Here is a 22,387-nt window from a genome sequence, read left to right as displayed (position 1 = left end):
GCCGCGCCGGTCAGGCGCTGTGCGCCGCCTCGGGGGCGTGGGCCTCGGCGGTGGTACCGGTGGCGGGCTCCAGGCGGACCACGACGCCCTTGGACGTCGGGGTGTTGCTGACGTCGGCGACGCTGTCCAGCGGTACCAGGACGTTGGTCTCCGGGTAGTAGGAGGCGGCCGAGCCGGGGGCGGTGGGGTAGGCGACGACGCGGAAGCCCTCCGCGCGGCGCTCCACCCCGTCCTTCCAGATGCCGATCAGATCGACCAAGTCCCGGTCGGCGAGGCCGAGTCGGGCCAGGTCGTCCGGGTTGACCAGGACGACGCGGCGGGCCTGGTGGATGCCGCGGTAGCGGTCGTCGAGGGCGTAGGGGATGGTGTTCCACTGGTCGTGGGAGCGGAGGGTCTGGAGCAGCAGGTGCCCCTCGGGTACATGCGGCGTCTCGAAGTCGTTGCAGGTGAAGACGGCCTTGCCGCTGGGGGTGCGGTAGGTCTGCTCGTTGACCGGGTTGGGCAGTCGGAAGCCGCCGGGCTGCGCGACGCGGGCGTTGAAGTCCTCGAAGCCGGGCACCACTCGGGAGATGTGGTCGCGGATGGTGCCGTAGTCGGCCTCGAAGTCCTCCCAGGCGATGTCCGGGGTGTCGCCGAGGGTGCGGCGGGCCAGGCGGCTGATGATGGCGACCTCGCTGAGCAGGTGCGGGGAGGCGGGGGCGAGGCGTCCGCGGGAGGCGTGCACCTCGCTCATGGAGTCCTCCACGGTGTAGAACTGCAGGCCGCCCTCCTGTACGTCCCGGTCGCTGCGGCCGAGGGTGGGCAGGATCAGCGCGGTCTGACCGCACACCGTGTGGGAGCGGTTGAGCTTGGTCGAAATATGCGCGGTGAGGCGGCAGTTGCGCATCGCGGCCTCGGTGACGTCGCTGTCGGGGGTGGCCCGGACGAAGTTGCCCGCGACACCGAGGAAGAACGTGGCGGTGCCGTCGCGCATGGCGCGGATGCCGTCGACGGAGTCCATGCCGTGCTGGGTGGGCGGGGTGAAGCCGAACTCGGTGCCCAGCGCGTCGAGGAAGCTCTGCGGCATCCGCTCCCACACCCCCATGGTGCGGTCGCCCTGGACGTTGCTGTGTCCGCGGACGGGGCAGACACCGGCGCCGGGGCGGCCGAGGTTGCCGCGCAGCAGCAGGAAGTCGACGATCTCGCGGATGGTGGGCACACCGTGCTTGTGCTGGGTGATGCCCATGGCCCAGCAGACAATGACGCTCTTGCTGCCGAGGACCATCTCGTGGACCCGCTCGATCTGCTCGCGGGTGAGCCCGGTGGCGTCCAGGATGTCCCGCCACTCGGTCTTCCGCGCGTTCTCGGCGAACTCGGCGAAGCCGGTGGTGTGGGACTCGATGAAGGAGTGGTCGAGGACAGTGCCGGGGGCGGCCTCCTCGGCCTCCAGCAGCAGCAGGTTGAGCGCCTGGAAGAGGGCCAGGTCCCCACCGGCCTTGATCTGGAGGAACTCGTCGGCGATCTTCGTGCCGTGGCCGATGACCCCGCGGACCTTCTGCGGGTGCTTGAAGCGGATCAGGCCGGCCTCGGGCAGCGGGTTCACGGCGATGACGCGGCCGCCGTTGCGTTTGGTCTCCTCCAGGGCGGTCAGCATCCGCGGGTGGTTGGTGCCCGGGTTCTGCCCCACCACCAAGATCAGGTCGGCGTTGTGGATGTCGTCCAGGGACACGGTGCCCTTGCCGACGCCGATGGTCTCCTGGAGGGCCGAACCGCTGGACTCGTGGCAGAGGTTGGAGCAGTCCGGCAGGTTGTTGGTGCCGTAGACGCGGGCGAAGAGCTGGAGCAGGAAGGCGGCCTCGTTGTTGAGGCGGCCCGAGGTGTAGAAGAGGGCCTCGTCGGGGTGGGCCAGGGCGCGCAGTTCACCGGCGAGCAGATCGAGGGCCTCGTCCCAGCCGATGGGCTCGTAGTGCTCGGCGCCGGGGCGCTTGACCATGGGCTCGGTGAGCCGGCCCTGCTGGTTGAGCCAGTAGTCGGACTTGGTGTCCAGCTCGGCGATGGAGTGCTCGCGGAAGAAGTCCGCGGTGATGCGGCGGCTGGTCGCCTCGTCGGCGATGTGCTTGGCGCCGTTCTCGCAGTACTCGTTCAAGTGCCGCTTGCCGGGGGCCGGTTCGGGCCAGGCGCAGCCGGGGCAGTCGAAGCCCTTGACCTGGTTGATGTTGAGCAGGGTGAGGGCGGTGCGGCGGACCGAGGTCTGTTCCAGGGAGTACTGCAGTGCGTGCGCGACCGCGGGCGCCCCGGTGGCCCAGCGCTTCGGCTCGGTCACCTTCAGCTCGTCACCCGGGTCCTCGTTGCGGCTCATGCTGTACTCGCCTCTTCTCGTCCGAATACCGGTGCCGGAGGGCGTATGGCGCCTGCGGTGCCGACCCGCCCGTTCCCGCGGCATGACGAAGATTCCAGCAGAACCGGTGGCAATGTCAAACAAGCGATCTGGATCACTTGATAGGCCCGACTTATCAGGCTGGATATTTTCTTTTCAGCTTTCTTCACGGGCGTCACTCAGAACCTTCTCCGGCAATTCACACCCGCATTCTCTCCGACCTCCCTCAAGCCCCTTTCCCCGAATCGCTGAGCGGCGGGTAGGTGATCTGTCCGTTCTCGATGTGGGCCGCGGAGTGCAGCACGGCCGGTCTGGTGGAGGTGGCCGACAGGATGTCCCGTACTTCCACGCCCTCGACCAGCAGTGCGTCCGTGATCAGCCGGCGGTGGCAGCGCCAGGGCACCGCCTCGCTGCACATGATCGCCGGCCACTCCCGCTCCGCGAGGGCCAGCAACTCGGCCAGGCCCTGCGCGAAAGCGTCCGTGGCCATGTAGTCGGCGTAGTCACGGAACGCCTTCACCCGCCAGGCCCCGTTCCGGCTCGGCACATCCACGGGCGTGTACCGGCGGCCGCCGAGTGCGGGAATCCAGCGGTATCCGATATCGGGCGGCAGCGCCTCGGCGACGGCCCACTGATTCCACTGCGGGAATTTCCGCGAGGAGGGAAAGGAACGGACATCGGTGAGCAAGGTCACACCGCAGGTGCGCAGCATCGCCAGCACCTCGTCGAATTCCCGGTTCGAATGCCCGATCGTGCAGATGCGGTGCACCATCCCGCTCCCTCACTTCGCTCCGTCCCTTTTTCGAGTTTTCACGCCCACTCGGGCGTACCAACCCGATCGGCCCGTTTCCCCCCGAGTGCCCGGTGATACGGCATTGAGGCACGGGCCGCCGTACGGCGCCGGCCGTCGCGAGCACCTCCGCGGCCCGCACTCCACGATCCCGCCCGCCCCTCTGTGAGGAGTCCCCACCATGCCCTTCCTCTACGACTTCGCCCGGCTCCTGGAAAGGTCCGAGGCCCTGGACGCGGTCGCCCGCCCCCTGTCGGCCCTGGTCAGCCGTGCGGTGCGGCCCCGACCGGTACGCGATCTGCTGAGCGGCAGCCATGTCGGCCACCCCGTGCACCCGCCGCTGACCACGCTGCCGATCGGGGCCTGGGGTATGGCGGTACTGCTGGACTCGGCGGGCGGGGAGCGGAGCGAGCGGGCCGCGGATCTGCTGGTGATGGTCGGTATCGGCGCCGCGGTACCCACCGCCGCGGCCGGCCTCAACGACTGGTCGAACACGGTGGGCGCACCGCGCCGCGTCGGCCTGGTGCACGCGGCGGCGAACGTCACCGCGCTCGGCCTGTTCGCCGGCTCGCTGTGGGCCCGGTGCACCGGGCAGCGCCACCGAGGCCGGACCCTCGCCCTGTCCGGCCTCGGCGCCCTGGCCGCCGGGGGCTATCTCGGCGGCCACCTCACCTACGCGGAGGGCACCAACGTCAACCGCACCGCCTACGAGTCCCGGCCCCCGCAGTGGACCGACGCGCTGGCGGACGCGGAGCTGGCCGCGGGGCAGCACCGGCGGGTGGCGGTGGACGGTGTCCCGGTGCTGCTGTACCGCGACGGCGACTCCGTCCTCGCGCTGTCCGCCACCTGCACGCATATGGGCGGGCCGCTGGACGAGGGCCGGATCTCCGACGGCTGCGTCACCTGTCCGTGGCACGGCAGCACCTTCTCCCTCACCGACGGCCGGGTGGTGCACGGCCCGGCGTCCGTACCGCAGCCCGGGTACGAGACCCGGGTCCGGGACGGCCGGATCGAGGTGCGGGCCCGGGGCTGACGGCGGCGGGTGCCGTGCCGGTCGCGGCCCCGATGACGGCGGGGGACGATGAGAGGCGGACCGCGGCCGCCGGGCGTACCGGCCCACCGCGGGTGCAGGCCGGTCACCGATGCGAAGGCGAGATGAGCATGAGCACCTCGGACGCCGAAGACGGCGCCAACTCCCCCGGCGGACAAGGCGGTCAGGACACCGCGCACCGGGCCTCGCCGCCCGGCGGCGACGGGCCGAAGGCCACCGGACGCGCCGCGCAGCACACCTACCACCATCCGGCGGCCGGCTGGGGCGCCGCCAAGAGCGTCGCCCGGGTGATGCTGCGGGAGCGCACCCTGGTCGACGGGCCGCGGGCCGTCTTCCGGATGAACCACGAGAACGGCGGCTTCGACTGCCCTGGCTGCGCCTGGCCCGACGACATCAAGGGCCTGCGGCTGGACATCTGCGAGAACGGCATCAAGCACGTCACCTGGGAGATGACACCCAAGCGCGCGGGGCGCGGCCTGTTCGCCGCGCACCCGGTGTCCGAGCTGGCGACCTGGACCGACTTCCAGTTGGAGGACGCCGGCCGGCTGACCGAACCCATGGTGTACAACGAGCGGACCGACCACTACGAACCCATCGGCTGGCAGGACGCGTTCGATCTGATCGGCGGCGAACTACGGGCCCTGGACGACCCGGACGAGGCCGCGTTCTACACCTCGGGCCGGCTCAGCAACGAGGCCACTTTCCTGTACCAGTTGATGGCCCGCGAATACGGCACCAACAATCTTCCGGACTGCTCCAACATGTGCCACGAGGCGTCCGGCCGCGCCCTCAAGGCCTCCCTCGGCACCGGCAAGGGCACGGCGGACCTGGCGGACTGGGAGCGCGCCGACGCACTGTTCCTGATGGGTGCCAACGCGGCGTCCAACGCACCGCGGATGCTCACCGCGCTCGCCGACGCGTACCGGCGCGGGGCGCAGATCGTGCACATCAATCCGCTGATCGAGGCGGCGGCGACGCGGACCATCGTGCCGCACGAGTTCGTCGACATGGCGCTGAACAAGTCGACGCCGACCAGCACGCTCAACCTCCAGGTGCGGTCCGGTGGCGATCTGGCGCTGATGCGGGGCATCGCCAAGGCGCTGCTGGAGAAGTCGGCCACCGATCCCAAGGCGCTGGACTCGGAGTTCATCGAGCGGTACACCCATGGCTTCGAGGAGTACCGGGCGCTCTGCGAGTCGACCCCGTGGGAGGAACTGGAGCGGCAGTCGGGCCTGTCCCGTACGGACATCCTGGCGGCGGCCGGTGTGTACTCGCGTTCCGACCGGACCCTGATCAGCTGGTGCCTCGGGGTGTCCCAGCACGAGCACGGGGTGGACACGGTGCGGGAGATCGTCAACGTGCTGCTGCTGCGCGGCAATCTGGGGCGGGAGGGCACCGGCCCGTCGCCGGTGCGGGGGCACAGCAATGTGCAGGGCAACCGCACCTGCGGGGTCGACCACCGGCCCCCGCCCGAGTTCCTCGACCGGCTGGCTGCGGTGTGCGGGATCGAGCCGCCGCGGGAGCACGGGCTGAGCACGGTCGGCGTGGTCCGGGCCATGCACGAGGGCCGGGTCAAGGTGTTCGTCGGGATGGGCGGCAACTTCGCCATGGCCGCGCCGGACACCGCGTACACGCACGAGGGGCTGCGGAGTTGCCGGCTGACGGTGCATGTCAGTACCAAGCTGAACCGGAGCCATCTGGTGCACGGGAAGCGGGCGTTGATCCTTCCGTGCCTGGGGCGCACCGAGCGGGACCAGCAGCGGCGCGGCCTCCAGGCCACGTCCGTGGAGGACTCGATGAGCATGGTGCATCTGTCCCGCGGTATGAAGCGCCCCGCCTCACCCCAACTGCTGTCCGAGCCGACCATCATCGCCGGCATGGCCCGCGCCACCCTCCCGCAGAGCCCCACCGACTGGGAGCACTACATCGAGGACTACGACCGCATCCGCGACACCATGGCCCAAGTCCTGGACGGATTCGAGGACTTCAACCGCCGGGTACGGCTGCCGCTGGGCTTCCGCATCAAGCAGCCGGCCCGTGAACTGGTCTTCCGCACACCGTCCGGACGCGCCGAGTTCTCCACCGCACCGCTGCCGGACGTGGTGCCGCGGGGCGACACCCTCGTCCTGCAGACGATGCGCTCCCACGACCAGTGGAACACCACCATCTACTCCGACGACGACCGCTACCGCGGCATCCGCAATCTGCGCACCCTGGTCCTGATGAACGAGGACGACATGCGGGCCCGCGGTATCGAAGTGGGCAGCCTCGTCGATCTCACCGCCACCTCCAAGGACGGCACCACCCGCAGGCTGTCCGGCTACCGGGCACTGCCCTACGACATGCCGCGGGGCTGCGCCGCCGGATATATGCCGGAGATGAACGTGCTGGTCGGAGCGGCGGACTACAGCAGCCAGAGCGACCAGCCGCTGATGAAGAACATCCTGGTGCGGATCACACCGTGACGGCCTCCTCCCCGGGAGCGCCACCCCACGGAACACCCACCCAGAAGGAGACCCCACCATGGCCGGGAAGTTCGGCTACCGCAGGATCTACGAGGACGCCACCCCGAAGGACGGCAAGCGGGTGCTGGTGGACCGGCTCTGGCCGCGCGGTGTGAGCAAGGAACGGGCCCGCCTGGACGAGTGGTTGAAGGAGGTGGCCCCCTCCACCGAACTGCGCCACTGGTACCACCACGAGCCGGACCGCTTCGACGGTTTCCACCAGCGCTATGTCGACGAGCTGCACGACGCCGAGCACCGCCCCGCCGTCCACCGCCTGCGGCAACTGGCGGCGGCGGGCCATGTCACCCTGCTCACCGCCACCAAGGACGTGGACCACAGCGAGGCCGCCGTACTCGCGCACTGGCTCAACACCGGGATCGCAACCGAAAACGCGGGGGACGGTGCCGACGGCGGTGGCTGAGGCGGCGGCGCTCGGGACCGGTCCGGGGCGGGCCGCGAGATGTCACCCGTTCGGACGCATCCGAATGGTGGCGTCGACGCCCGGCGCGGACGCTGGTCTCATCCGAGGGAAGGGAACACGTCATGGCACACCACACCTCATCGGGGGCTCCTCCGCGGGGGGACTTCGGCACCGGGGAGCGGACGAGCCCATGGGCGGCGGGCGGCACCGTGTTCGCCGGAGTGGTGCTGATCGTGGACGGCCTGCTCGGCATCCTCAAGGGCATCACCGCGATCTCGACCAATGACATCTACGGCCGGGTCAACAGTTACGTCTACCGCTTCGACCTCACGGGGTGGGGCTGGACGCTGCTCGCGCTCGGCGCGGTCGCGGTCATCACCGGTATCGGGCTGCTGACGGACGCCATGTGGGCCAGGGTGCTGGGCGTCTTCATCGCCAGTCTCAATCTGATCGCCAACTTCCTCTGGCTGCCCTACCAGCCGCTGTGGGCGATCATCTCCATCGCGCTGGACATCTGGGTGATCTGGGCCCTGACCAGCCAGCGCTTCCGCCAGAACATGCTCTGACCGCCCCACCGCCCGACCCCTTGACGGGCGGCAGGGCGGTACGGGCCTAGCTTCCCAGCCGCCCCAAGGACTCCTGGGGCGGCTGGTGTTGGTCCGGGCCGGTGGCGATGGACAGGCTGACCAGTCCGACCAGTGCGGCGACCGCGCCGACCACGGTGCGGGTGAGCAGTGCCAGCCGGCGGTCGCTGCCCGCGCGTACCGAAGTGGCCGTGGGAACGGTGGCGGTGGAGGTGGCGCCGGCCAAGGTCCGCATCCGGGCCCGGAGTTCGTCCGGGGCGGTGGCCAACTCCGGTACCTGTGCGGCCAGTTCACTGCGGGCGTTGAGCAGTCGGCTCCGTACCACGGGGTCGCTTGCCTCTGTCTCGGCGGCCACCTGGGCCACGTCCAGGCCGAGTCCGTCGCACATCAGGAGGGTGCGCCGGTGGCGCGGGGCCAGGCACAGCAGTGCGCGGTGCACGGGGTCGTCCGGGGCGGGCGGCACCTCGCCGACGCCCTCCCGGAAGTGGTGCCAGGGCGAGAGCGCGTACTCGTAGGCGTGGGCGCGTACCCAGCCGGTCGGGTCCGGGTCGACGGCCACCTCGGGCCAGTGCTGCCAGGCGTGCCGGAAGGCGTACTCGACGGACTCGAAGGCGCGGGCGCGGCGACCGGTGAGCAGATGTGTCTGGTGGATGAGGTGGGGGGCGGCTCGCAGATACAGCGCGTCGAAGGCGGCCTCGGGTGTCGGCGCCGACCGAAACGTTTCCTCCGTACCGGCACTGAGATGACTCATCGGCGGCCGCTCCGGCTGTTCCAGGGGGGAGAAGAAAACATGGGCACATATTGACCGAAAGAATCCGCTTTTCCCTAATCTCCCCCTGTGCATGGCCGCTGTTGTGGCGGGGACGGGCGGGGTGGGCGATGCTGGTGCGCGGTGTCAGTCGATTCGCACGGTCTCGGGGATCTGGGAGTGAACTGCCCATGCCGGTACGCCCGAGCCGACGTCTGGTCCTCCCCGCGCTGGCCCTCGCCCTCATCGCCGCCACGGCCTGCACCTCCCGGCAGTCCGCCGAGGTGGACCGGGCCGAGGTACTGGGGCGGGCCGAATCCTCACCGCCGCCGGGTGCGGTACAGGCCGAGTGCCGGGCCGGTACGCACACCGCCTGCTACACCTTCGGCCAACTGCGCACCGCCTACGGCATCGACGCCCTGGCGAAGCAGGGCCTGACCGGCAAGGGCGTCACGGTCGCCGTGATCGATCCGATCGGCGCTCCGAACGCGGCCCGGGACCTCAAGGAGTTCAGCCGCCAGTCGGGGCTGCCCGCACCGCATCTGAAGGTCGTCGACCACCAGCCGGCGAACGGCTCCGCGGCGCCCTTCGACTGGAAGAACAAGACCATGGCCGACAGTGCCCGCGAGGTGACGATGGACCTCCAGGCGGTGCACGCGATGGCGCCGGACGCCCGGATCGTGCTGCACCAGATGCGGTTCGCGCCCACCGAGGTCGAGAACCAGATCGACCCGGCGGCCTTCACCACACTCGTCAGGACGCTGGCGGACATCGGCCGGCACCGCTCCGCCGAGGTGATCTCGCTGAGCCTCGGCTACCCGGAGGCCGGCCCCGGTGTCCCGGAGTTCGGGGCGCTCTACCGGGCGGCCTCCGAGATGTTCTCCGGCATGGTGGGCGAGGGCATCACCCTCGTGGCGGCCTCCGGTGACAACGGCGCCTTCGACCCGAACGGCTCGGTCGGCGGCGCCCCGGACCGCACGGTGGACTGGCCGGCCTCCGACCCCCAGGTGACCGGTGTCGGCGGCACCCGGCTCTTCCTGGACGACGCGGGTCGGCGCACCCGGCCGGACTCCGTCTGGGACGACTCGGTGGGCGCCCCCGGCGGCGGCCGTTCCGCGGTCTTCGGCCGCCCCGCCTACCAGTCCTCCGTCGCGGACAAGGCAGGAAAGCAGCGGGCAGTCCCCGATCTCTCCCTGACGGCCTCCGCCGAGGGCTCCACCATGGTCCGCTTCACCGACGACCAGGGCAGCGGCTGGGAACCGATGGGCGGTACGAGTCTGTCCGCGCCGCTCTTCGCGGGCATCGTCGCCCTCGCCGACCAGAAGCACGGCGGCGGCCTCGGCAACATCAACCCGGCCCTCTACCGGCTGGCCCCCGATCCCGGGACCGGCGCCTCGTCCGGCATCGTCGACATCACCACCGGCCGCAACGGCACGGGCGGCTATCCGGCGGGCCCGGGCTACGACCTGGCCTCCGGCCTCGGCACCGTCGACGCTCAGAAACTGGTCCCCGCCCTGGCCGGACGGTCGCGTTCCTGACCGGACACGGACCCGGGTGCTGCGGCTACGGCGCCGCGGCCGGGCCGATGGAACCGCCCACCCGCTGCGCCGAGTTGACACCGGCATACCAAATGGGCGACCTGTCTAGGTGCTCGCAGAACCCTCCCGCGCGCTCCCCCGCCACCGTGCCGCCGCCCAGCCGGTGCCGACCGCGGCGGTGACGGCGGCCAGGACGACATAGGCCACCGAGTAGGAGCTGGCGGTGGCGAGTGCGCCGGCCGCGAAGGCGCCGAGACCGGTGCCGCCGTCGAAGCCGATGTTCCACACGACGCTGACCGAGGACCGCGACCGCTCCCCCGCCGCGGCGAAGGCCTGGACGAGCGTCAGATTCTGCAAACCGCCGTAGGCGGCACCGACCACCAGCATCCCGGCTACCACCAGCGGCGCCCCGCCGAAACCCGTACCGGCCGCCGCTCCGGCCGCGATGGCCCCGAGTCCCAGGGCGCCGGCGAAGAGCAGCGGGGCGATCGCGGGTGCGGGCCCGCGGCGGTCGGCCAGGTGCCCGATCCCCCACCGGGCGAGCGCGGCGGTCGCGGTGAACGCGAGGAGTGCGAGGTAGACCGCTGCCTGGCCGGGGATCAGCCGGGAGGTGAAGGTCAGGATGGCGCCGCCCGCCGCGGTGATGACCACCAGCGCCGCGACCGGTCCGACCAGGGCCCGCCGCAGCCCGGCCCGGTCCGCCGGGCCTTCCGGGGCGGTGGGTTCGTCCTCGGCGGGGTGCAGTGCGCGCGCCACCCGCCCGGTCAGCGGAACACCGAGCAGCGGCACCGCGGCACCCGCGAACACCAGCCAGAATCCGGCCCGTTCGGCCAGCCAGGGCGCGATCGGCACCAGTACGCACTGCGGCAGGGCGATGCCCAGACCGTAGGCGCCGATCGCCCGGCCGCGCCGGGCGGGCTCGACGAGTGCCGCCACCGCGCTCGCCCCGCACACGGTGAGGATGCCGAAGCCGAGGCCGCGCACCGCGGCCAGGGCCACCACGACCGCCGGCCGGTCGGTGGCCAGATGCGCCAGCGCCGGCAGGCCGAGCAGCAGCAGTCCGAGCGCCAGCGAACGCTGCCAGCCGTACCGGTCCAGCAGCCGGACGACGAGGAGTTGGGCGAGGACGGTGGAGCCCATCAGTACGGTGTTGACCAGTCCCGCGACCAGGTCGTCCGCGCCGCCGTGGATGGCCCAGAGCGGCGCGACCGGCATCAGCAGGGAGACACCGGCGAAGCCCAGTCCGGTCGCGGCGAGCATCGGCTGCATCCCGGGCACCCGCCACACCCCGGGCGGGCCCCCGGTGGTCGCAGCGCCCTCAAGTCGCTTCAGCATCCAGAGATGGTATGCCACCTCCATGAGCCACAGACAGCCGGTGACCAGGGACCGAGACGAGGCGCGGAACTGGTGAACTCCCTTTGCCCGGGGCGGAGTTCAGCCACCGGTAACGGGGCTCGCGGGAGGCTAGGGAGAGTCGTGCGGGTCGGATCGGCGGCGGGGGCTTCGGCGGGCGGTCAGGCGGCGTACCTCGTCCGCCGCCTCCCGTGCCTCCAGCCGCGCCCCGGAGACCGCCTCCCCCGCCGCGCGCACCCCGGTCTCGGCCGCGCGCTGCTCCTCGTCGGCCTCCCGGAGTGCGGTACGCGCCCGGCGCAGCCGCTGGTCCGCCTCGGCCACCTCCCGCTCCGCCCGCTCCCGGCCTTCGCGCGCCCGCGCGAGGGCGGCCTCCGCCGCGGTCTTCTCCTCGCGCCGACGGGCCAGTTGGCGCTGGGCCGCTTCGGCCCGGGTACGCGCCTTGGCCAGCGCCTCCTCCCGGGCCCGCCGCCGCACGGCAAGCTCGTCCCCGGTCTGCGCTGCCGGCTCGGCCGACGGCGGAGCGGAGGGGGCAGAGGGGGCGGACGGCAGGGTCGTCGGCGGGACGAGTGCCACCGTCAGACGCCCGGCCGCCCATTGGTCCGCCGCCTCCTGGTCCGCGAGCACCGCCCGCAGGGTGGACTCCACCTCACGCCGTACCGGTTCGGCCAGCGGGCGCCCCGCCTCCTCGGCGAGCTGCCCGGCCTGCGCCGCCAGCGCGGCCACCACCCCCGACTGCCGCCCGGACAACTCCCGCAGCCGCGCCCCGTCCAAGGTCCGGTACGCCTCCCGCAGCGCCACGCCCAACTCCAGAAACCGGCGGCACTCCTCGGGCCGCCGGCGGACCAGCCGGTTCGCCGCCCAGGCGGCGAGCGTGGGCCGCCGCATCACCCGGAGCGCACGGGCGTCCTCGCGGCGGCCGGCCCGTGCCGCCGCAGCCGCCAGTTCCGCACGCCGGGTCACGAAGTCCGAGGGCGGTACCGAGTACAGCTCGTCCAGCATCGCCTCCAGGCCCGGCACATCCCCCGGCCGGGACCGCTTCCCGCCCGATCCGCTCCCGCTGCCCTTTCCGGCCGGCACGACCACCTCCGTACGCCACCGCCGGCCGCGGCCGACGACTCCTGCCCGCCCCACCCTGCCCGCCCACGATCCCCCGCGCACCCGGGCGGGGATGGCGCCGGGTCAGTCCGTGGCGGGCGGTTCGCCGAAGCGGGCGAGAGCGAGGGCGCCGAGCACCGCCAGGGCGAAGCCGCCGACGGCCATCGCGCCCAGGCCCTCCCGGGTGCGGTCGCCGAGCCAGACCACGCCCGCCAGCGAGGGGCCGATGGTCTCGCCCAGCACCATTCCGGCGGTGACGGCGGTGACCGCTCCCTGCTGGAGCCCGGAGGTCAGCAGCAGGAAGGCGGTGCCGCCGCCGACGAGGACCGCGTAGGTGGCGGGGTTGGTGAGCAGCGCCCCCGGGGTCGTCCCGTCGATCAGCCGTACCGAGACCTCCACCACGCCGAAGCCGCAGCCCGCGCCGAGGCCGAGCACCGCGGAGCGGGCGCGGTCCGGCAGCGCGCCGGCGGCGGCGCCGATACCGAGCAGCGCGAAGGCGCCGCACAGCATCCCGATCCGCAGTGCCGTCGAACCCCGGCTGTGCCCCTCGCTGCCGGCCGCGAGCGCCAGCAGCGCGAGCCCGCCGCAGACCACGGCCACCGCGGACCACTCCCGAGCCGCCAGCCGCACCTTCAGCAGTCGGGAGGCGGCCACCGCAGTCACCGCGAGACTGGCCGCGAGGGCCGCGCCCACCACATAGATGGGGAGGGTGCGCAGCGCCACCAACTCCAGCAGGAAACCGGCGCCGTCGAGGGCGAGGCCCAGCAGATAGCGCCAGTTGCGCAGGGAGCGCAGCAGCAGTCCCGGGTCGAGCCCGGCGGTGCCGCCCTGGGAGGCGGAGCGGGCCGCCATGGCCTGGAGCACGGTGGCGAGCCCGAAGCAGACCGCGGCTCCGGCCGCACTGATCATCCCGAGATCCATCCACGCCCCGTCCGTGTACCGAGTCCTCCGTCTGAACTGCGCGGCTGACGGTACCGGTTCGGCCGTGGTGCCGCGCTCTCGTATACCGATGAGTTCTGGGGCGGCTGCGGTCCGTCTCTCCGGTGGCCGTCACGGCGGGCGGTCGCCGTCGTCGGACGAGCAACCGCAAGGCGAGGAGCTCCGTGATCATCATTGCCGGAGAACTGCGGCTGGACCCTGACGACCGCGACGCGTATCTCGCGGGATGCGCGCAGGTCGTCAAGCCGGCCAGAGCCGCCGCCGGTTGCCTCGACTACGCCCGCTACGCCCTCGCCGCCGACCTGATCGAGCCGGGATCTACGTCTACGAGCGCCGGTCGTTGTCAGTGGTGTCTGGTGGAATCGGATGACGAGAGCCCGCGCCGAAGGGTGCGGGCCGCCGAGGAACGGAGCCTCCCGATGAGCACCGACCACAGCGCCTTGCAGGCCCTGCGGGACACCCCCGTCGAGGAGGTGCGCCGCCGCGCCGAGATCGTGGACGCGGTCCGGCGGCTGGAGGCGGGCGGCACGGAGGACCCACACCGGGTCGGCCCCGCCGTCCGCAGCGCGTGGAACGACGGCGGCGGGCAGTCCACCGTCTGGTACTGGTTCCCCGACGGCCGCGCCCTGCTCGCCGTCTTCGACCACGAGACCGATCTCAATCTCTACGCCGAGGGCGACTACGCCCTCCAACTGGCCCTGTACGACGGCGTTCCCGACGAACTCAAGTCCGTCGTCCTCAACCAGCCGGAGACCTACGAGTCCCTCAACCTCACCGACGAGGCCACCGGGAACACCGTGCTCTACGCGGGCGGCGTCTTCTGGTACGACGGCAGCGCCTGGCAGATAGCGGAGGGCCTGATCCGCCACGTCGCGCAGCATCTGCCGGACGCCCTCGACGAGTTGTCCGAGACGGGCCTCGACTACTGCCTCGCCACCTATCTCCTCGGCCAGGACTTCACCCTGGAGGCCTGGCTCACCCAACGGCACGGCTGCGCCGAGGACATCACCCAGGAGGAGCGGGAGCAACTGGCACCGGTCTTCGCCGGGCAGACCGGACAGAGCTGACGGCGACCCCGGCCGTCCCCCCGTGGGTACGGCCGGGGCGGTCTGGTTTCACCGCAGGCGCGGGCTCCCGCTGTGCAGGAGTCCGGTGCCCAGCGGCGCGAGTACGTGCTGCACCTGCTGGTCCAGGCGCCGGCTGTGCACCAGTCCGGCAGCGCGGAGCGCGGTGATGTGTTCGCTCACCGAGGAGGGAGCCAGGTCGAGGATGCGCGCCGCCTCCCCGGTGGTGCAGCCGCCTTCCAGCGCGGCCAGTACGCGGGCTCTGGTGCGCCCCAGCAGCGCCTTCAGCGGTTCGGAGGGGGCGGCCACCGGGCGGACCGTGTCCTGCTGCGCCGGGTAGACCACCACCTGCGGCAGATCCGGGTCCGCCAGTGCCACCGGCTTGCCCCAGCAGAAGCGGGACGGGACGAGGCACAGCCCGCGCCCGTCGAGATGGAGATCCCTGGATTCGGGATAGTCCATCTCCAGCACCGGCGCCCGCCAGCGCAGCATCGGGCGAAGGGTGCGCAGCAGTCCGTGGACCCCGCCATCCCGCAGCGCCCGCGCCCGCAGGACCCGGTCCACCTCCACGGCGCAGGCGGCACCGGTCCAGTCGGGGGCGACGACGCTGCGGTGCACGGTGCGCAGGGCGCCGCCCAGTTCGGTGAGGCGCTGGTCGTCACCGCGGGCCAGGTCCCGCACCCAGGGTGGTGGGCGCCGCCCGTCGAAGGCACGGACCAGTTCGTCGGTGAGTCTGCGGCGGCGGGTACCGCGGAGTGCGTCCAGGCCTGCGGTGAGGCCGCCGCGTCCGGCTTCCGGGGTGAGGAAGTCGGGGAAGTATCCGGCCTGCGGCGGGGCGAGGGTGCGCAGCATACGCACCGCCCGGCCGAGTGGCCCGGTCGGATCGGCCTGGGCGACCTGACGCCGCCAGGGCCGGAAGTTCGCTGGTGATCGTCCGCCCAACTGGTGCACGGCGAGGAGGGTTTCCCACATGGGGTCGCCCACCACCGTGACCCGTGCCAGGTCGCGATCGCTGAAATGGATCCTCAACACCTGTCCCCCGATGTTGTACAGGTCTGCTGCCGCACCGGCCCGGCCGGTCGTTTGGGCCGGTCGCGGCGTTGGGCGGGTCTCCGGCGGTGTCGGCCGGACAGCCCTGCCGGCCAGTGAAGCAGTGCCGCCGCGGGGACAACACCTCGTAGATCAGAGGGTGTTGGGCGCGGCCGGGGCTGGCAGAGTGGCGGTCAGCAGTGCTTGATCCACCGGTGGGCCTGGGGGGCGTAGGTGCCGGCGAGGTTTCCCTGGGCGTTCACCGCGGTGCAGCCGATGCGGATCCGGCCGTCCTTGAGCGGCTTGTATCCGGCGCGCCAGTGGTACTCGACGTCGTGGCGCTCCTTGGACTCGCGGTCGTTGTTGAAGATCGATCTGACGGGTCTGGTGCGGGCCCAGGGGCAGGTCTCGGCGCCGGACTGCCAGTCCGTGTCGTCGCCCGCCCAACTGCACATCTTCCCGTTGCCGTCGGGCTCGCTGAAGAAGCAGACGGTGCCCACCGGGCAGCGCTGGTAGCCGTAGGAGGGGGTCTGCTCGGACAGCAGGACGGTGAGGGTGACGGCGGCCACCGCGGAGAGGGCGGCCGCCACCCCCGCGGCGCAGAACACCGGGTGCCGCGCCCACAGCCTCGGCGACCGCGGGCGCCGGACGCTGAACCACCGCGCGGCGGGCGCGCTTCCGGCCGCCGCCTCCGCCCGGCGCCGCAGGTCCCGGGCCGGGTGCCGGGCGCGTTCCTGGTGGCTGGGGGCGAGGCAGTCGGTGATGATCTCCCGCCAGGCGGCGGGGAGTTCGGGTGCAAGGCGCAGCCCTTCCTGGCCTCGGGCATAGCGCACCGCGGCGTCCCGGCGGGCGGCGGTACTGGCACCGGGCAGCGGGAAGGAGCCGGTCAGCACCAGATGGGCGAGGACACCGAAGGCCCACACGTCGGCCGTGGGCCGGAGCTGCTGGCCGCGTTCGCCGATCTCCGACCAGAGCACTTCGGGAGGGGTGTAGTCGGGGGTGGAGAAGGCGGGGGTGTAGGCGTGGGTGCCTTCGAGTTCCGCGGCGAGGTTGAAGTCCCCGAGGCGTACCGAGCCGTCGGGCATCAGCAGGACATTGCCCGGCTTGAGATCGCCGTGCACCCAGCCCGCGTCGTGGAGTTGGGCCAGGCCCTCGCAGATCTGGGCGAGGATCGCCGGGCCGTCGGGCAGCGGGCCGGGGGCGTGCTCGTCCAGCAGCCGGTCGAGGCTGCCCGTGGCGCGTTCCAGGACGAGGACGGTGGCGCCGTCGAGGTCGGGCCGCCCGGGGTCGTCGACGGTCAGGGCCTCGTAGAGGGTGTTGAGCCGGGGGCGGCGCAGTCTGCGGTGCAACTCCAGTTCGCGCTCGGCGAGTTCCTTGAGGTGGCGGAGCTGGCGCGGGGTGCTGGTGCCGGTGGGGAGGAATTTGAGGGCGGCCTGTGCGGGCAGCCCGTCGGGGCCGCTGCCGTCGTCGGTGCGGTGCGCCGCGTAGACGCTGGCGAAGGCGCCGGAGGCGAGCAGTTCACCGACCTGCCAGCGCCCGACGCGGTAGCCGTCGGGTACGGGGACGGCCGCCGCCTCACGACCGGGGCCGCGGCCCGGCCCGCCGCTCCCGCCCGTCCCCCTCGCGCCGCTCATCCGCGATCCGCCCCGAACGAACGGGAGTCGGTCCCGAACGAACCGGCGTTCGTGCAGGGCGCCCCCGGATGCGTGCCGAGCGCTCCCGGGTCCGTCCCGAGGGAGCCGAGGTCTTCCTCGCGGACCAGGTCGAAGCGCAGGGCGAGGGAGACCAGGGCCTCCTTCTTGCCGTTGAGCCGGGGGCCCGGATCGGCCGCTTCGGGGGCCGCCTTCAGCCGCAGCTTCACCGCCAGGTAGTCGATGTTCCACTGCACCGAAGCCGCGTTGGCCTTCGGCCAGTTGGGCCGCAGCCGCTCCACGATCTGCTTGACGGTGGGCAGCGGCGAGTGCGGAGCCTGCCGCAGCCGCGGCTCGCAGAGCGCGGCCAGCACCTGGAAGTACCGCTTGCTGTGGTCGAGCGGGAAAGCGGAGGCGGTGGGCTCGCCGCTGCTGCTGGGCACCTCACGGTCGAGGAAGTCGTGCCGCGGCGCCCACACGTCGAAGGTCAGTAACCGGTCGGTGGCCGGCAGCACCACACGGGAGAACTCGAAGGGCACCGGGGCCTCGATCCGCCCCGGTGTGATCTTGATGTACTCGCCGGCGCCCTCCGGATTCTCCACCACATAGGTGTGCCGGCGGCTGAGGTTGGTGAGCGTCCAGAAGGTGCCGGTAGCCGCGATCCGCCCGGCGGTACGGGACACCCCGGGATGGTCGACCGTCAGATGCCCACCGCCCGCCGAGGCCGCGTCGTACGCCGCCCCCTGGTGCGGGCCGCGGCCGAAGGTCAGTACCTCGCCCGGCCCGAGGCGGATCTGGGCGTCGGGCCCCTGGACTCCGGCCGGTACGACGATGACGCTGAACACCGGTACTTTTCCTCCCCGTTGGCGGGCAGGGCATCACGCACCGAATCGTCCGGCCACCCCTGAGTAGCGTTCCCGCGGGGGCCCACGATAGTGCCGCCGGACGCGCCGGGACTCCGGTCCTCCGCAGCGTCCCCCCTCCGGGTAGGGCGAGGGGACGCCCTGCGCGGGCGGGGACTCGGGGGCGGGTCGGCTCAGTGGGAGTGGGGCTCGGGGCGGTGGACCGGGCCGTGGGACTCCTCGCAGTGGCCCGCGGTCTCGTCGGTGGCCAGCAGGCTGCGATGGCCACGCCCGAGGGAGTGGAGCGCGGGCAGCGGGGCGTGGTCGGCCTGGAGCGTGGTGTGGGTGATGCCGTACTCCTGCCGCAGGAACTTCTCCAGTCCGCGCCGTACGGCGTGGCAGTCGCCGCCGGGCTCGACCAGGATGTGCGCGGACAGCGCGGTCTGCCCGGAGGTGATCTGCCAGACGTGCAGGTCGTGGACCTCGACGACGGCGGGCCTGGCGACGAGTTGGTCGCCGAGGACGTCCGGGTCGACATGCGCCGGGGCGGCCTCCAGGAAGATCCGGCCGGACTCCCGCAGCAGCCCGTACCCGGCCTTGGCCATCAGGGCGACCACGACCAGGGTGGCTATGGCGTCGGCGCGAGCGAAGCCGGTGAGGACCACGACCAGGGCGGCGACCGCGGTGCCGATGAAGGCGAAGAGGTCGTTGAGGATGTGCTGGTAGGCGCCCTCGACATTGAGGGACGAGCGGTTGGCCCGGGAGAGGCACCAGGTCGCCGCGATGTTCACCACGATCCCGGCGAGTGCGGTGCCGAGCATCAACCCGCCCTGCACCTGCGGCGGTTCGATCAGCCGCCGCACCGCCTCGTACGCGAGCCAGACACCGAGCAGGAGCAGGGTGAGGCCGTTGGCCTGGGCGGAGAGGATCTCGGCCCGTTTGAGCCCGAAGGTGTAGCCGCCGCGGGCGGGACGGGCGGCCAGCCGCATGGCGATGAGAGCGAGGACGATGGACGCGGCGTCGGTGAGCATATGGGCCGCGTCCGAGATCAGCGCCAGCGACTGGGCGAGGACACCTATGACGACCTCCACCGCCATGAAGGCGGTGATCAGGGTGAGCGCTGTCGCCAGCCAGCGGCGGTCGGCGTCCGCGGACACCCCGTGCCCATGCCCGGCGTGCCCACCCGCGCCGTGCACATGCCCGGCGCCGTGCCCGTGCTCCGCGCCGTGCGCCTGCCCCATGCCACTCATCGTGTACGCCTTCCCCCTCGCGTTCGGATGCCGTAGTCGATGCCGTATTCGCCGTCGAACCCGTTGGTGCCGCCGTCGGCGACCTGGCCGGTGGGTCCGGCTCTGGTCCTCCCTGTCCGCAGTGAACCTCACTCCCCGGTGAATCGCCAAAGGCTGCACCGGTGACCGTTGTCATCTCTGTTAACGCGCCACTGACCTGCATCGATACCGACTGCGGGCGGAGCGGTGAGGCGGCGGGCCCCAGAGGGACACCGATCTCTCCGCTCCCTCTCCGGCGACGCCCGAGGCCCGCGTCAGGGCCGGGCGGCCAGTTGCCCCAGGCCGTTCTCCAGGAGGGCGAAGGCCTGCTCCGCGTCTGCCGTGGCGGCGGGGGCACGGTCGTCGGCCGGCTCTCCGTAGGCGAGGCGCTCGGCGTTGTCCTGGGCCAGCGTCCACTGGACGGCGACGATCTGGGCGGCGGCCAGACGGGCGGTGAGCGGGGGTATCTCCTCGGTGCCGGCGGTCTCGCGCAGAGCCTCCGCGAGTGCGCGCTCGGCACCCGTCTGGAACTGCCCCATCCTGGCGACCAGTGAGGGCGTGTCCAGGATCATCCGGTGCAGCCGGCGCACCTGCGGGTGGTCGTTGAGCCCGGTGATCGGGTCCCGCTCCCGCAGCCCTCTCAGGAAGTGCTCGCGCAGTGCCGTCAGCGGGTCGGTGCCCTCGGGGCGGGACCTTATGACGCGGGCCGCCTCGGTCTCGTGGTCGGCGAGGCGGTGCACCACCAGGTCTTCCTTGGTCGGGAAGTAGGCGAAGAGGGTGCGCTTCGACACCTCGGCGGCCTCGGCCACCTGGGCCACCGAGACCTGGTTGAAGCCGTGCTCAAGGAAGAGGCCGATCGCCGCATCGGAGATCGCCGCATAAGTGCGCTGCTTCTTGCGCTCCCGCAGTCCTGGCTTGTTGTCCACAGGCCCACCCTAGCAGATAAATTCCCCTGGTATCTTTCTATACCTGGTGTACATTTACACTCAGGTTGGCGATGGACGGAGCGGAGAAGCGATGATGATGCCCGATATCCCTAAAGCTAAAGTCGAGGTTGAGGTTGCCGTGGTGGGGGCCGGGCCGACGGGGCTGATGCTGGCGTATGAGCTGGCACTGGCCGGGGTCGGCGTGCTGGTGGTGGAGCGGCTGACGGAGCGGGTCCGGCAGGTGAAGGGCGGCGGGGTGCAGCCGCGCACTGCCGAACTCCTCGAATTCCGGGGCCTGTTGGAGCCATTGCTCAAGCGGGCCGGGCCGCGCGAGCCGGTCGGCGGGAATTTCGCGCTGCTGCCCGTACCGCTGGACTACACCTCCCTGCCGACCCGGCACCCCTATCCGATCGCGGTCCCGCAGTGGGAGATCGAGGAGGCGCTGGAGGAGGCTGCGGTGGCTGCCGGGGCACGGGTGGTGCGCGGTGCCGCCGTCTCGAAGGTGACGCAGAACGACGACGGGGTGGTGGTGACGGCGGACGGACTGCGGGTGCGGGCGGAATATCTGGTGGCGTGCGACGGCGGCCACAGCACGGTACGCAAGCTGCTCGGGCTACCTTTCCCAGGCCGGTCGGGTACACATCAGGCGGTGCTGGCCGACATCAGACTGTCCGCCGCCTCACCCCTGGTGCCGCAGAAGCGGGGGCATGTCAGCACACTGATCCGCCGGGCCGGCGACCACTGGGCCATGCTGGTCCCGCTCGGCGACCATCGGTACCGCTTCACCTTCGGCCGCGCCGACCAGCCCGAACGCGACCGGGTCACCCCCGTCACCCAGGAGGAGATCAGCACCGCGCTGCACGCCCTGTACGGCGAGGGGACCACGCTGGCCGAGGTTGACAATTCCTCTCGATTCTCCGACGGCACACGGCAGTTGGAGCAGTACCGCAGTGGCCGCGTGCTCTGCGCGGGCGATGCCGCGCACATCCATCCCCCACTCGGTGCCCAAGGGCTCAATCTGGGCATCCAGGACGCTTTCAACCTCGGCTGGAAACTGGCCGCGGTCGTCCAACACCGGGCGCCGGACGGCCTGTTGGACACCTACCACGCCGAGCGGCACCCGGTCGGCGCCGAGGTCATACACCACACCTCGGCACAGCGCGTACTGTCCGACCCGGCTCCGAGCGAGGATGTGGCCGCCCTCCGGGACATCGTCATCGACCTACTGCGTCTGCCCGACACCAATCGCCATCTCGCGGGCCTGGTCTCCGGCATCTCACTGCACTACGACCTGCCGGGCACCCATCCGCTGACCGGGCACCGCCTGCCGGACGCGGATCTGGACACATCTACCGGCCCCACCCGGCTCTCCGGACTGCTCTCCTCCGGGCACGCCGTCCTGCTCGACCTGACCGGACTGGTCCCGGAGAGCTTCCCGCTGCCACCGCGCGTCGACCTCGTCCGCGCCACCTCCACCGAGGAGTTGGACGCTGCCGCCGTACTGCTCCGCCCCGACGGCTATGTCGCCTGGGCCTCGGATGATGCCGCCGCCCCCGACCTCGACGGCCTGCGCACCGCGCTCGCGGACACCTTCATACCGGCGCCCTGACCGCGACCGGACCCTCGCCCGACCAGTCCGGCTCAGCCCCACCCCAGCATCGGCCCATATTGATGCCCCGTACACGCTTATGCATAATGGAGTGATGCATAAGCGGGTTATGGACCCCGGCTCTCCGGATGTGTCCACGGAGCGCCTGATGCTCGCCATCGAGCAGATGGTCCGCCACGTACGCCGCAGCGCCACCGCCGGAGGGCTCAGCACCGCGGCTTCCTCCGCGCTCAGTCGGCTGGGCCGCGAGGGACCGCAGCGGCTGACCGAGCTGGCCCGGGCGGAGAACGCCTCGCAGCCGAACATGACGCAACTGGTCACCCGCCTGGAACGCGCCGGACTGGTGCGGCGCACCGCCGACCACAGCGACGGGCGGGGCGTGCTGGTGGCGGCCACCGAGGCGGGAGCTGGGGTGTTCCACGAGCGGCGTGCCGAACGTGTCCGGGCACTGGAACAGCTCATGGACGAGCTGACCGGTCCGGAACGGGAGGCGGTACGGGTCGCCCTCCCGGCGCTGGCCCGAGTGATCGCGGACCGGCCCGCACGCCCATGAGCACCCGTCCGCAGGAGCACACCGGCCGGGCCGCGCCCGCCCCGCGCCGCGCCGCGCCGCACGATCGACCGTCCCCGTGCCAGCAG

The 22,387-nt window shown here is 72.0% G+C and carries 19 protein-coding genes; 8 read left to right on the top strand and 11 right to left on the bottom strand.

Annotated features, from left to right (window positions below; genetic code table 11):
• Positions 1-10: 10 nt before the first annotated feature.
• The gene (locus ACFVST_RS03765) at positions 11-2,338 is read right to left on the bottom strand and encodes an FdhF/YdeP family oxidoreductase (RefSeq protein ID WP_390146549.1); all 2,328 of its coding nucleotides are present in this window, start codon (positions 2,336-2,338) and stop codon (positions 11-13) included.
• A 244-nt stretch (positions 2,339-2,582) separates the two neighbouring features.
• Positions 2,583-3,128 (bottom strand): DUF488 family protein, encoded by a 546-nt coding sequence (locus ACFVST_RS03760; protein ID WP_390146547.1) that lies wholly within the window; start codon positions 3,126-3,128, stop codon positions 2,583-2,585.
• Positions 3,129-3,327: 199 nt separating this feature from the next.
• On the opposite strand from ACFVST_RS03760, the gene ACFVST_RS03755 reads away from it, so the two are divergent.
• The 4 genes from ACFVST_RS03755 to ACFVST_RS03740 all read left to right on the top strand — a co-directional run bounded on the left by ACFVST_RS03755 (position 3,328) and on the right by ACFVST_RS03740 (position 7,688).
• A complete protein-coding gene (locus ACFVST_RS03755) occupies positions 3,328-4,179 on the top strand; it encodes a Rieske 2Fe-2S domain-containing protein (RefSeq protein WP_390146545.1) in 852 nt (283 codons plus the stop codon).
• A gap of 128 nt (positions 4,180-4,307) precedes the next feature.
• Positions 4,308-6,662 (top strand): FdhF/YdeP family oxidoreductase, encoded by a 2,355-nt coding sequence (locus tag ACFVST_RS03750; protein ID WP_390146543.1) that lies wholly within the window; start codon positions 4,308-4,310, stop codon positions 6,660-6,662.
• Positions 6,663-6,720: 58 nt separating this feature from the next.
• A complete protein-coding gene (locus tag ACFVST_RS03745) occupies positions 6,721-7,122 on the top strand; it encodes a DUF488 domain-containing protein (RefSeq protein WP_390146541.1) in 402 nt (133 codons plus the stop codon).
• A 122-nt stretch (positions 7,123-7,244) separates the two neighbouring features.
• On the top strand, positions 7,245-7,688 hold the full coding sequence (locus ACFVST_RS03740) for a hypothetical protein (protein ID WP_390146539.1): 444 nt from the start codon (positions 7,245-7,247) through the stop codon (positions 7,686-7,688).
• A 46-nt stretch (positions 7,689-7,734) separates the two neighbouring features.
• Here ACFVST_RS03740 and ACFVST_RS03735 read toward each other — a convergent pair whose 3' ends face one another.
• Complete coding sequence (locus tag ACFVST_RS03735; RefSeq protein ID WP_390146538.1) at positions 7,735-8,457, bottom strand: sigma factor-like helix-turn-helix DNA-binding protein; 723 nt, start codon at positions 8,455-8,457, stop codon at positions 7,735-7,737.
• 188 nt (positions 8,458-8,645) lie between these two features.
• Here ACFVST_RS03735 and ACFVST_RS03730 point away from each other — a divergent pair, with 188 nt between their 5' ends.
• Positions 8,646-9,992, top strand: a complete 1,347-nt coding sequence (locus tag ACFVST_RS03730) for a S8 family serine peptidase (RefSeq protein ID WP_390146536.1) — start codon at positions 8,646-8,648, stop codon at positions 9,990-9,992.
• 105 nt (positions 9,993-10,097) lie between these two features.
• Here ACFVST_RS03730 and ACFVST_RS03725 read toward each other — a convergent pair whose 3' ends face one another.
• The 3 genes from ACFVST_RS03725 to ACFVST_RS03715 form a co-directional block, all read right to left on the bottom strand.
• A complete protein-coding gene (locus tag ACFVST_RS03725) occupies positions 10,098-11,327 on the bottom strand; it encodes an MFS transporter (protein WP_390146534.1) in 1,230 nt (409 codons plus the stop codon).
• 129 nt (positions 11,328-11,456) lie between these two features.
• The gene (locus ACFVST_RS03720; protein WP_390146532.1) at positions 11,457-12,422 is read right to left on the bottom strand and encodes a hypothetical protein; all 966 of its coding nucleotides are present in this window, start codon (positions 12,420-12,422) and stop codon (positions 11,457-11,459) included.
• Between the two features lie 102 nt (positions 12,423-12,524).
• A complete protein-coding gene (locus tag ACFVST_RS03715; RefSeq protein WP_390146530.1) occupies positions 12,525-13,361 on the bottom strand; it encodes a hypothetical protein in 837 nt (278 codons plus the stop codon).
• Positions 13,362-13,543: 182 nt separating this feature from the next.
• Here ACFVST_RS03715 and ACFVST_RS03710 point away from each other — a divergent pair, with 182 nt between their 5' ends.
• Positions 13,544-14,446, top strand: a complete 903-nt coding sequence (locus ACFVST_RS03710) for a putative quinol monooxygenase (RefSeq protein ID WP_390146528.1) — start codon at positions 13,544-13,546, stop codon at positions 14,444-14,446.
• A gap of 48 nt (positions 14,447-14,494) precedes the next feature.
• On the opposite strand, the gene ACFVST_RS03705 is transcribed toward ACFVST_RS03710, so the two are convergent.
• From ACFVST_RS03705 to ACFVST_RS03685, 5 genes are all read right to left on the bottom strand, one after another.
• The gene (locus ACFVST_RS03705) at positions 14,495-15,475 is read right to left on the bottom strand and encodes an ArsR/SmtB family transcription factor (RefSeq protein ID WP_390146526.1); all 981 of its coding nucleotides are present in this window, start codon (positions 15,473-15,475) and stop codon (positions 14,495-14,497) included.
• A gap of 191 nt (positions 15,476-15,666) precedes the next feature.
• Positions 15,667-17,106 carry a serine/threonine-protein kinase gene (locus tag ACFVST_RS03700; RefSeq protein WP_390146524.1) on the bottom strand — a complete coding sequence of 480 codons (1,440 nt, stop codon included), beginning with the start codon at positions 17,104-17,106 and terminating at the stop codon, positions 15,667-15,669.
• Positions 17,103-17,948: an FHA domain-containing protein gene (locus ACFVST_RS03695; protein WP_390146522.1), complete on the bottom strand. Its 846-nt coding sequence runs from the start codon at positions 17,946-17,948 to the stop codon at positions 17,103-17,105. Before ACFVST_RS03695 ends, ACFVST_RS03700 begins: the two co-directional genes overlap by 4 nt.
• Before the next feature lie 191 nt (positions 17,949-18,139).
• Positions 18,140-19,195: a cation diffusion facilitator family transporter gene (locus ACFVST_RS03690; protein WP_390146520.1), complete on the bottom strand. Its 1,056-nt coding sequence runs from the start codon at positions 19,193-19,195 to the stop codon at positions 18,140-18,142.
• A 293-nt stretch (positions 19,196-19,488) separates the two neighbouring features.
• The gene (locus ACFVST_RS03685) at positions 19,489-20,139 is read right to left on the bottom strand and encodes a TetR/AcrR family transcriptional regulator (protein WP_390146518.1); all 651 of its coding nucleotides are present in this window, start codon (positions 20,137-20,139) and stop codon (positions 19,489-19,491) included.
• Positions 20,140-20,236: 97 nt separating this feature from the next.
• On the opposite strand from ACFVST_RS03685, the gene ACFVST_RS03680 reads away from it, so the two are divergent.
• Together ACFVST_RS03680 and ACFVST_RS03675 are read left to right on the top strand one after the other, a co-directional pair.
• Entirely contained in the window at positions 20,237-21,748 is a 1,512-nt protein-coding gene (locus ACFVST_RS03680) for an FAD-dependent oxidoreductase (protein ID WP_390146516.1), read from the top strand.
• 94 nt (positions 21,749-21,842) lie between these two features.
• The gene (locus ACFVST_RS03675; protein ID WP_390146514.1) at positions 21,843-22,301 is read left to right on the top strand and encodes a MarR family winged helix-turn-helix transcriptional regulator; all 459 of its coding nucleotides are present in this window, start codon (positions 21,843-21,845) and stop codon (positions 22,299-22,301) included.
• Positions 22,302-22,387: the final 86 nt, after the last annotated feature.

Origin of the sequence: Streptomyces sp. NPDC058045, from assembly GCF_042885635.1 — a bacterium.
Taxonomy (GTDB): domain Bacteria; phylum Actinomycetota; class Actinomycetes; order Streptomycetales; family Streptomycetaceae; genus Streptomyces.
This window is presented reverse-complemented; position numbering and strand designations above follow the sequence as displayed.

What these genes read in the sequence shown, in the direction of transcription:
- ACFVST_RS03760 (WP_390146547.1), bottom strand. Translation starts at nt 3,128, where the DNA reads ATGGTGCACCGCATCTGCACGATCGGGCATTCGAACCGGGAATTCGAC.
- ACFVST_RS03755 (WP_390146545.1), top strand. Translation starts at nt 3,328, where the DNA reads ATGCCCTTCCTCTACGACTTCGCCCGGCTCCTGGAAAGGTCCGAGGCC.
- ACFVST_RS03735 (WP_390146538.1), bottom strand. Translation starts at nt 8,457, where the DNA reads ATGAGTCATCTCAGTGCCGGTACGGAGGAAACGTTTCGGTCGGCGCCG.
- ACFVST_RS03700 (WP_390146524.1), bottom strand. Translation starts at nt 17,106, where the DNA reads ATGAGCGGCGCGAGGGGGACGGGCGGGAGCGGCGGGCCGGGCCGCGGC.
- ACFVST_RS03680 (WP_390146516.1), top strand. Translation starts at nt 20,237, where the DNA reads ATGCCCGATATCCCTAAAGCTAAAGTCGAGGTTGAGGTTGCCGTGGTG.
- ACFVST_RS03675 (WP_390146514.1), top strand. Translation starts at nt 21,843, where the DNA reads ATGCATAAGCGGGTTATGGACCCCGGCTCTCCGGATGTGTCCACGGAG.
- ACFVST_RS03745 (WP_390146541.1), top strand. Translation starts at nt 6,721, where the DNA reads ATGGCCGGGAAGTTCGGCTACCGCAGGATCTACGAGGACGCCACCCCG.
- ACFVST_RS03715 (WP_390146530.1), bottom strand. Translation starts at nt 13,361, where the DNA reads ATGGATCTCGGGATGATCAGTGCGGCCGGAGCCGCGGTCTGCTTCGGG.
- ACFVST_RS03690 (WP_390146520.1), bottom strand. Translation starts at nt 19,195, where the DNA reads ATGAGTGGCATGGGGCAGGCGCACGGCGCGGAGCACGGGCACGGCGCC.
- ACFVST_RS03750 (WP_390146543.1), top strand. Translation starts at nt 4,308, where the DNA reads ATGAGCACCTCGGACGCCGAAGACGGCGCCAACTCCCCCGGCGGACAA.
- ACFVST_RS03730 (WP_390146536.1), top strand. Translation starts at nt 8,646, where the DNA reads ATGCCGGTACGCCCGAGCCGACGTCTGGTCCTCCCCGCGCTGGCCCTC.
- ACFVST_RS03740 (WP_390146539.1), top strand. Translation starts at nt 7,245, where the DNA reads ATGGCACACCACACCTCATCGGGGGCTCCTCCGCGGGGGGACTTCGGC.
- ACFVST_RS03765 (WP_390146549.1), bottom strand. Translation starts at nt 2,338, where the DNA reads ATGAGCCGCAACGAGGACCCGGGTGACGAGCTGAAGGTGACCGAGCCG.
- ACFVST_RS03725 (WP_390146534.1), bottom strand. Translation starts at nt 11,327, where the DNA reads ATGCTGAAGCGACTTGAGGGCGCTGCGACCACCGGGGGCCCGCCCGGG.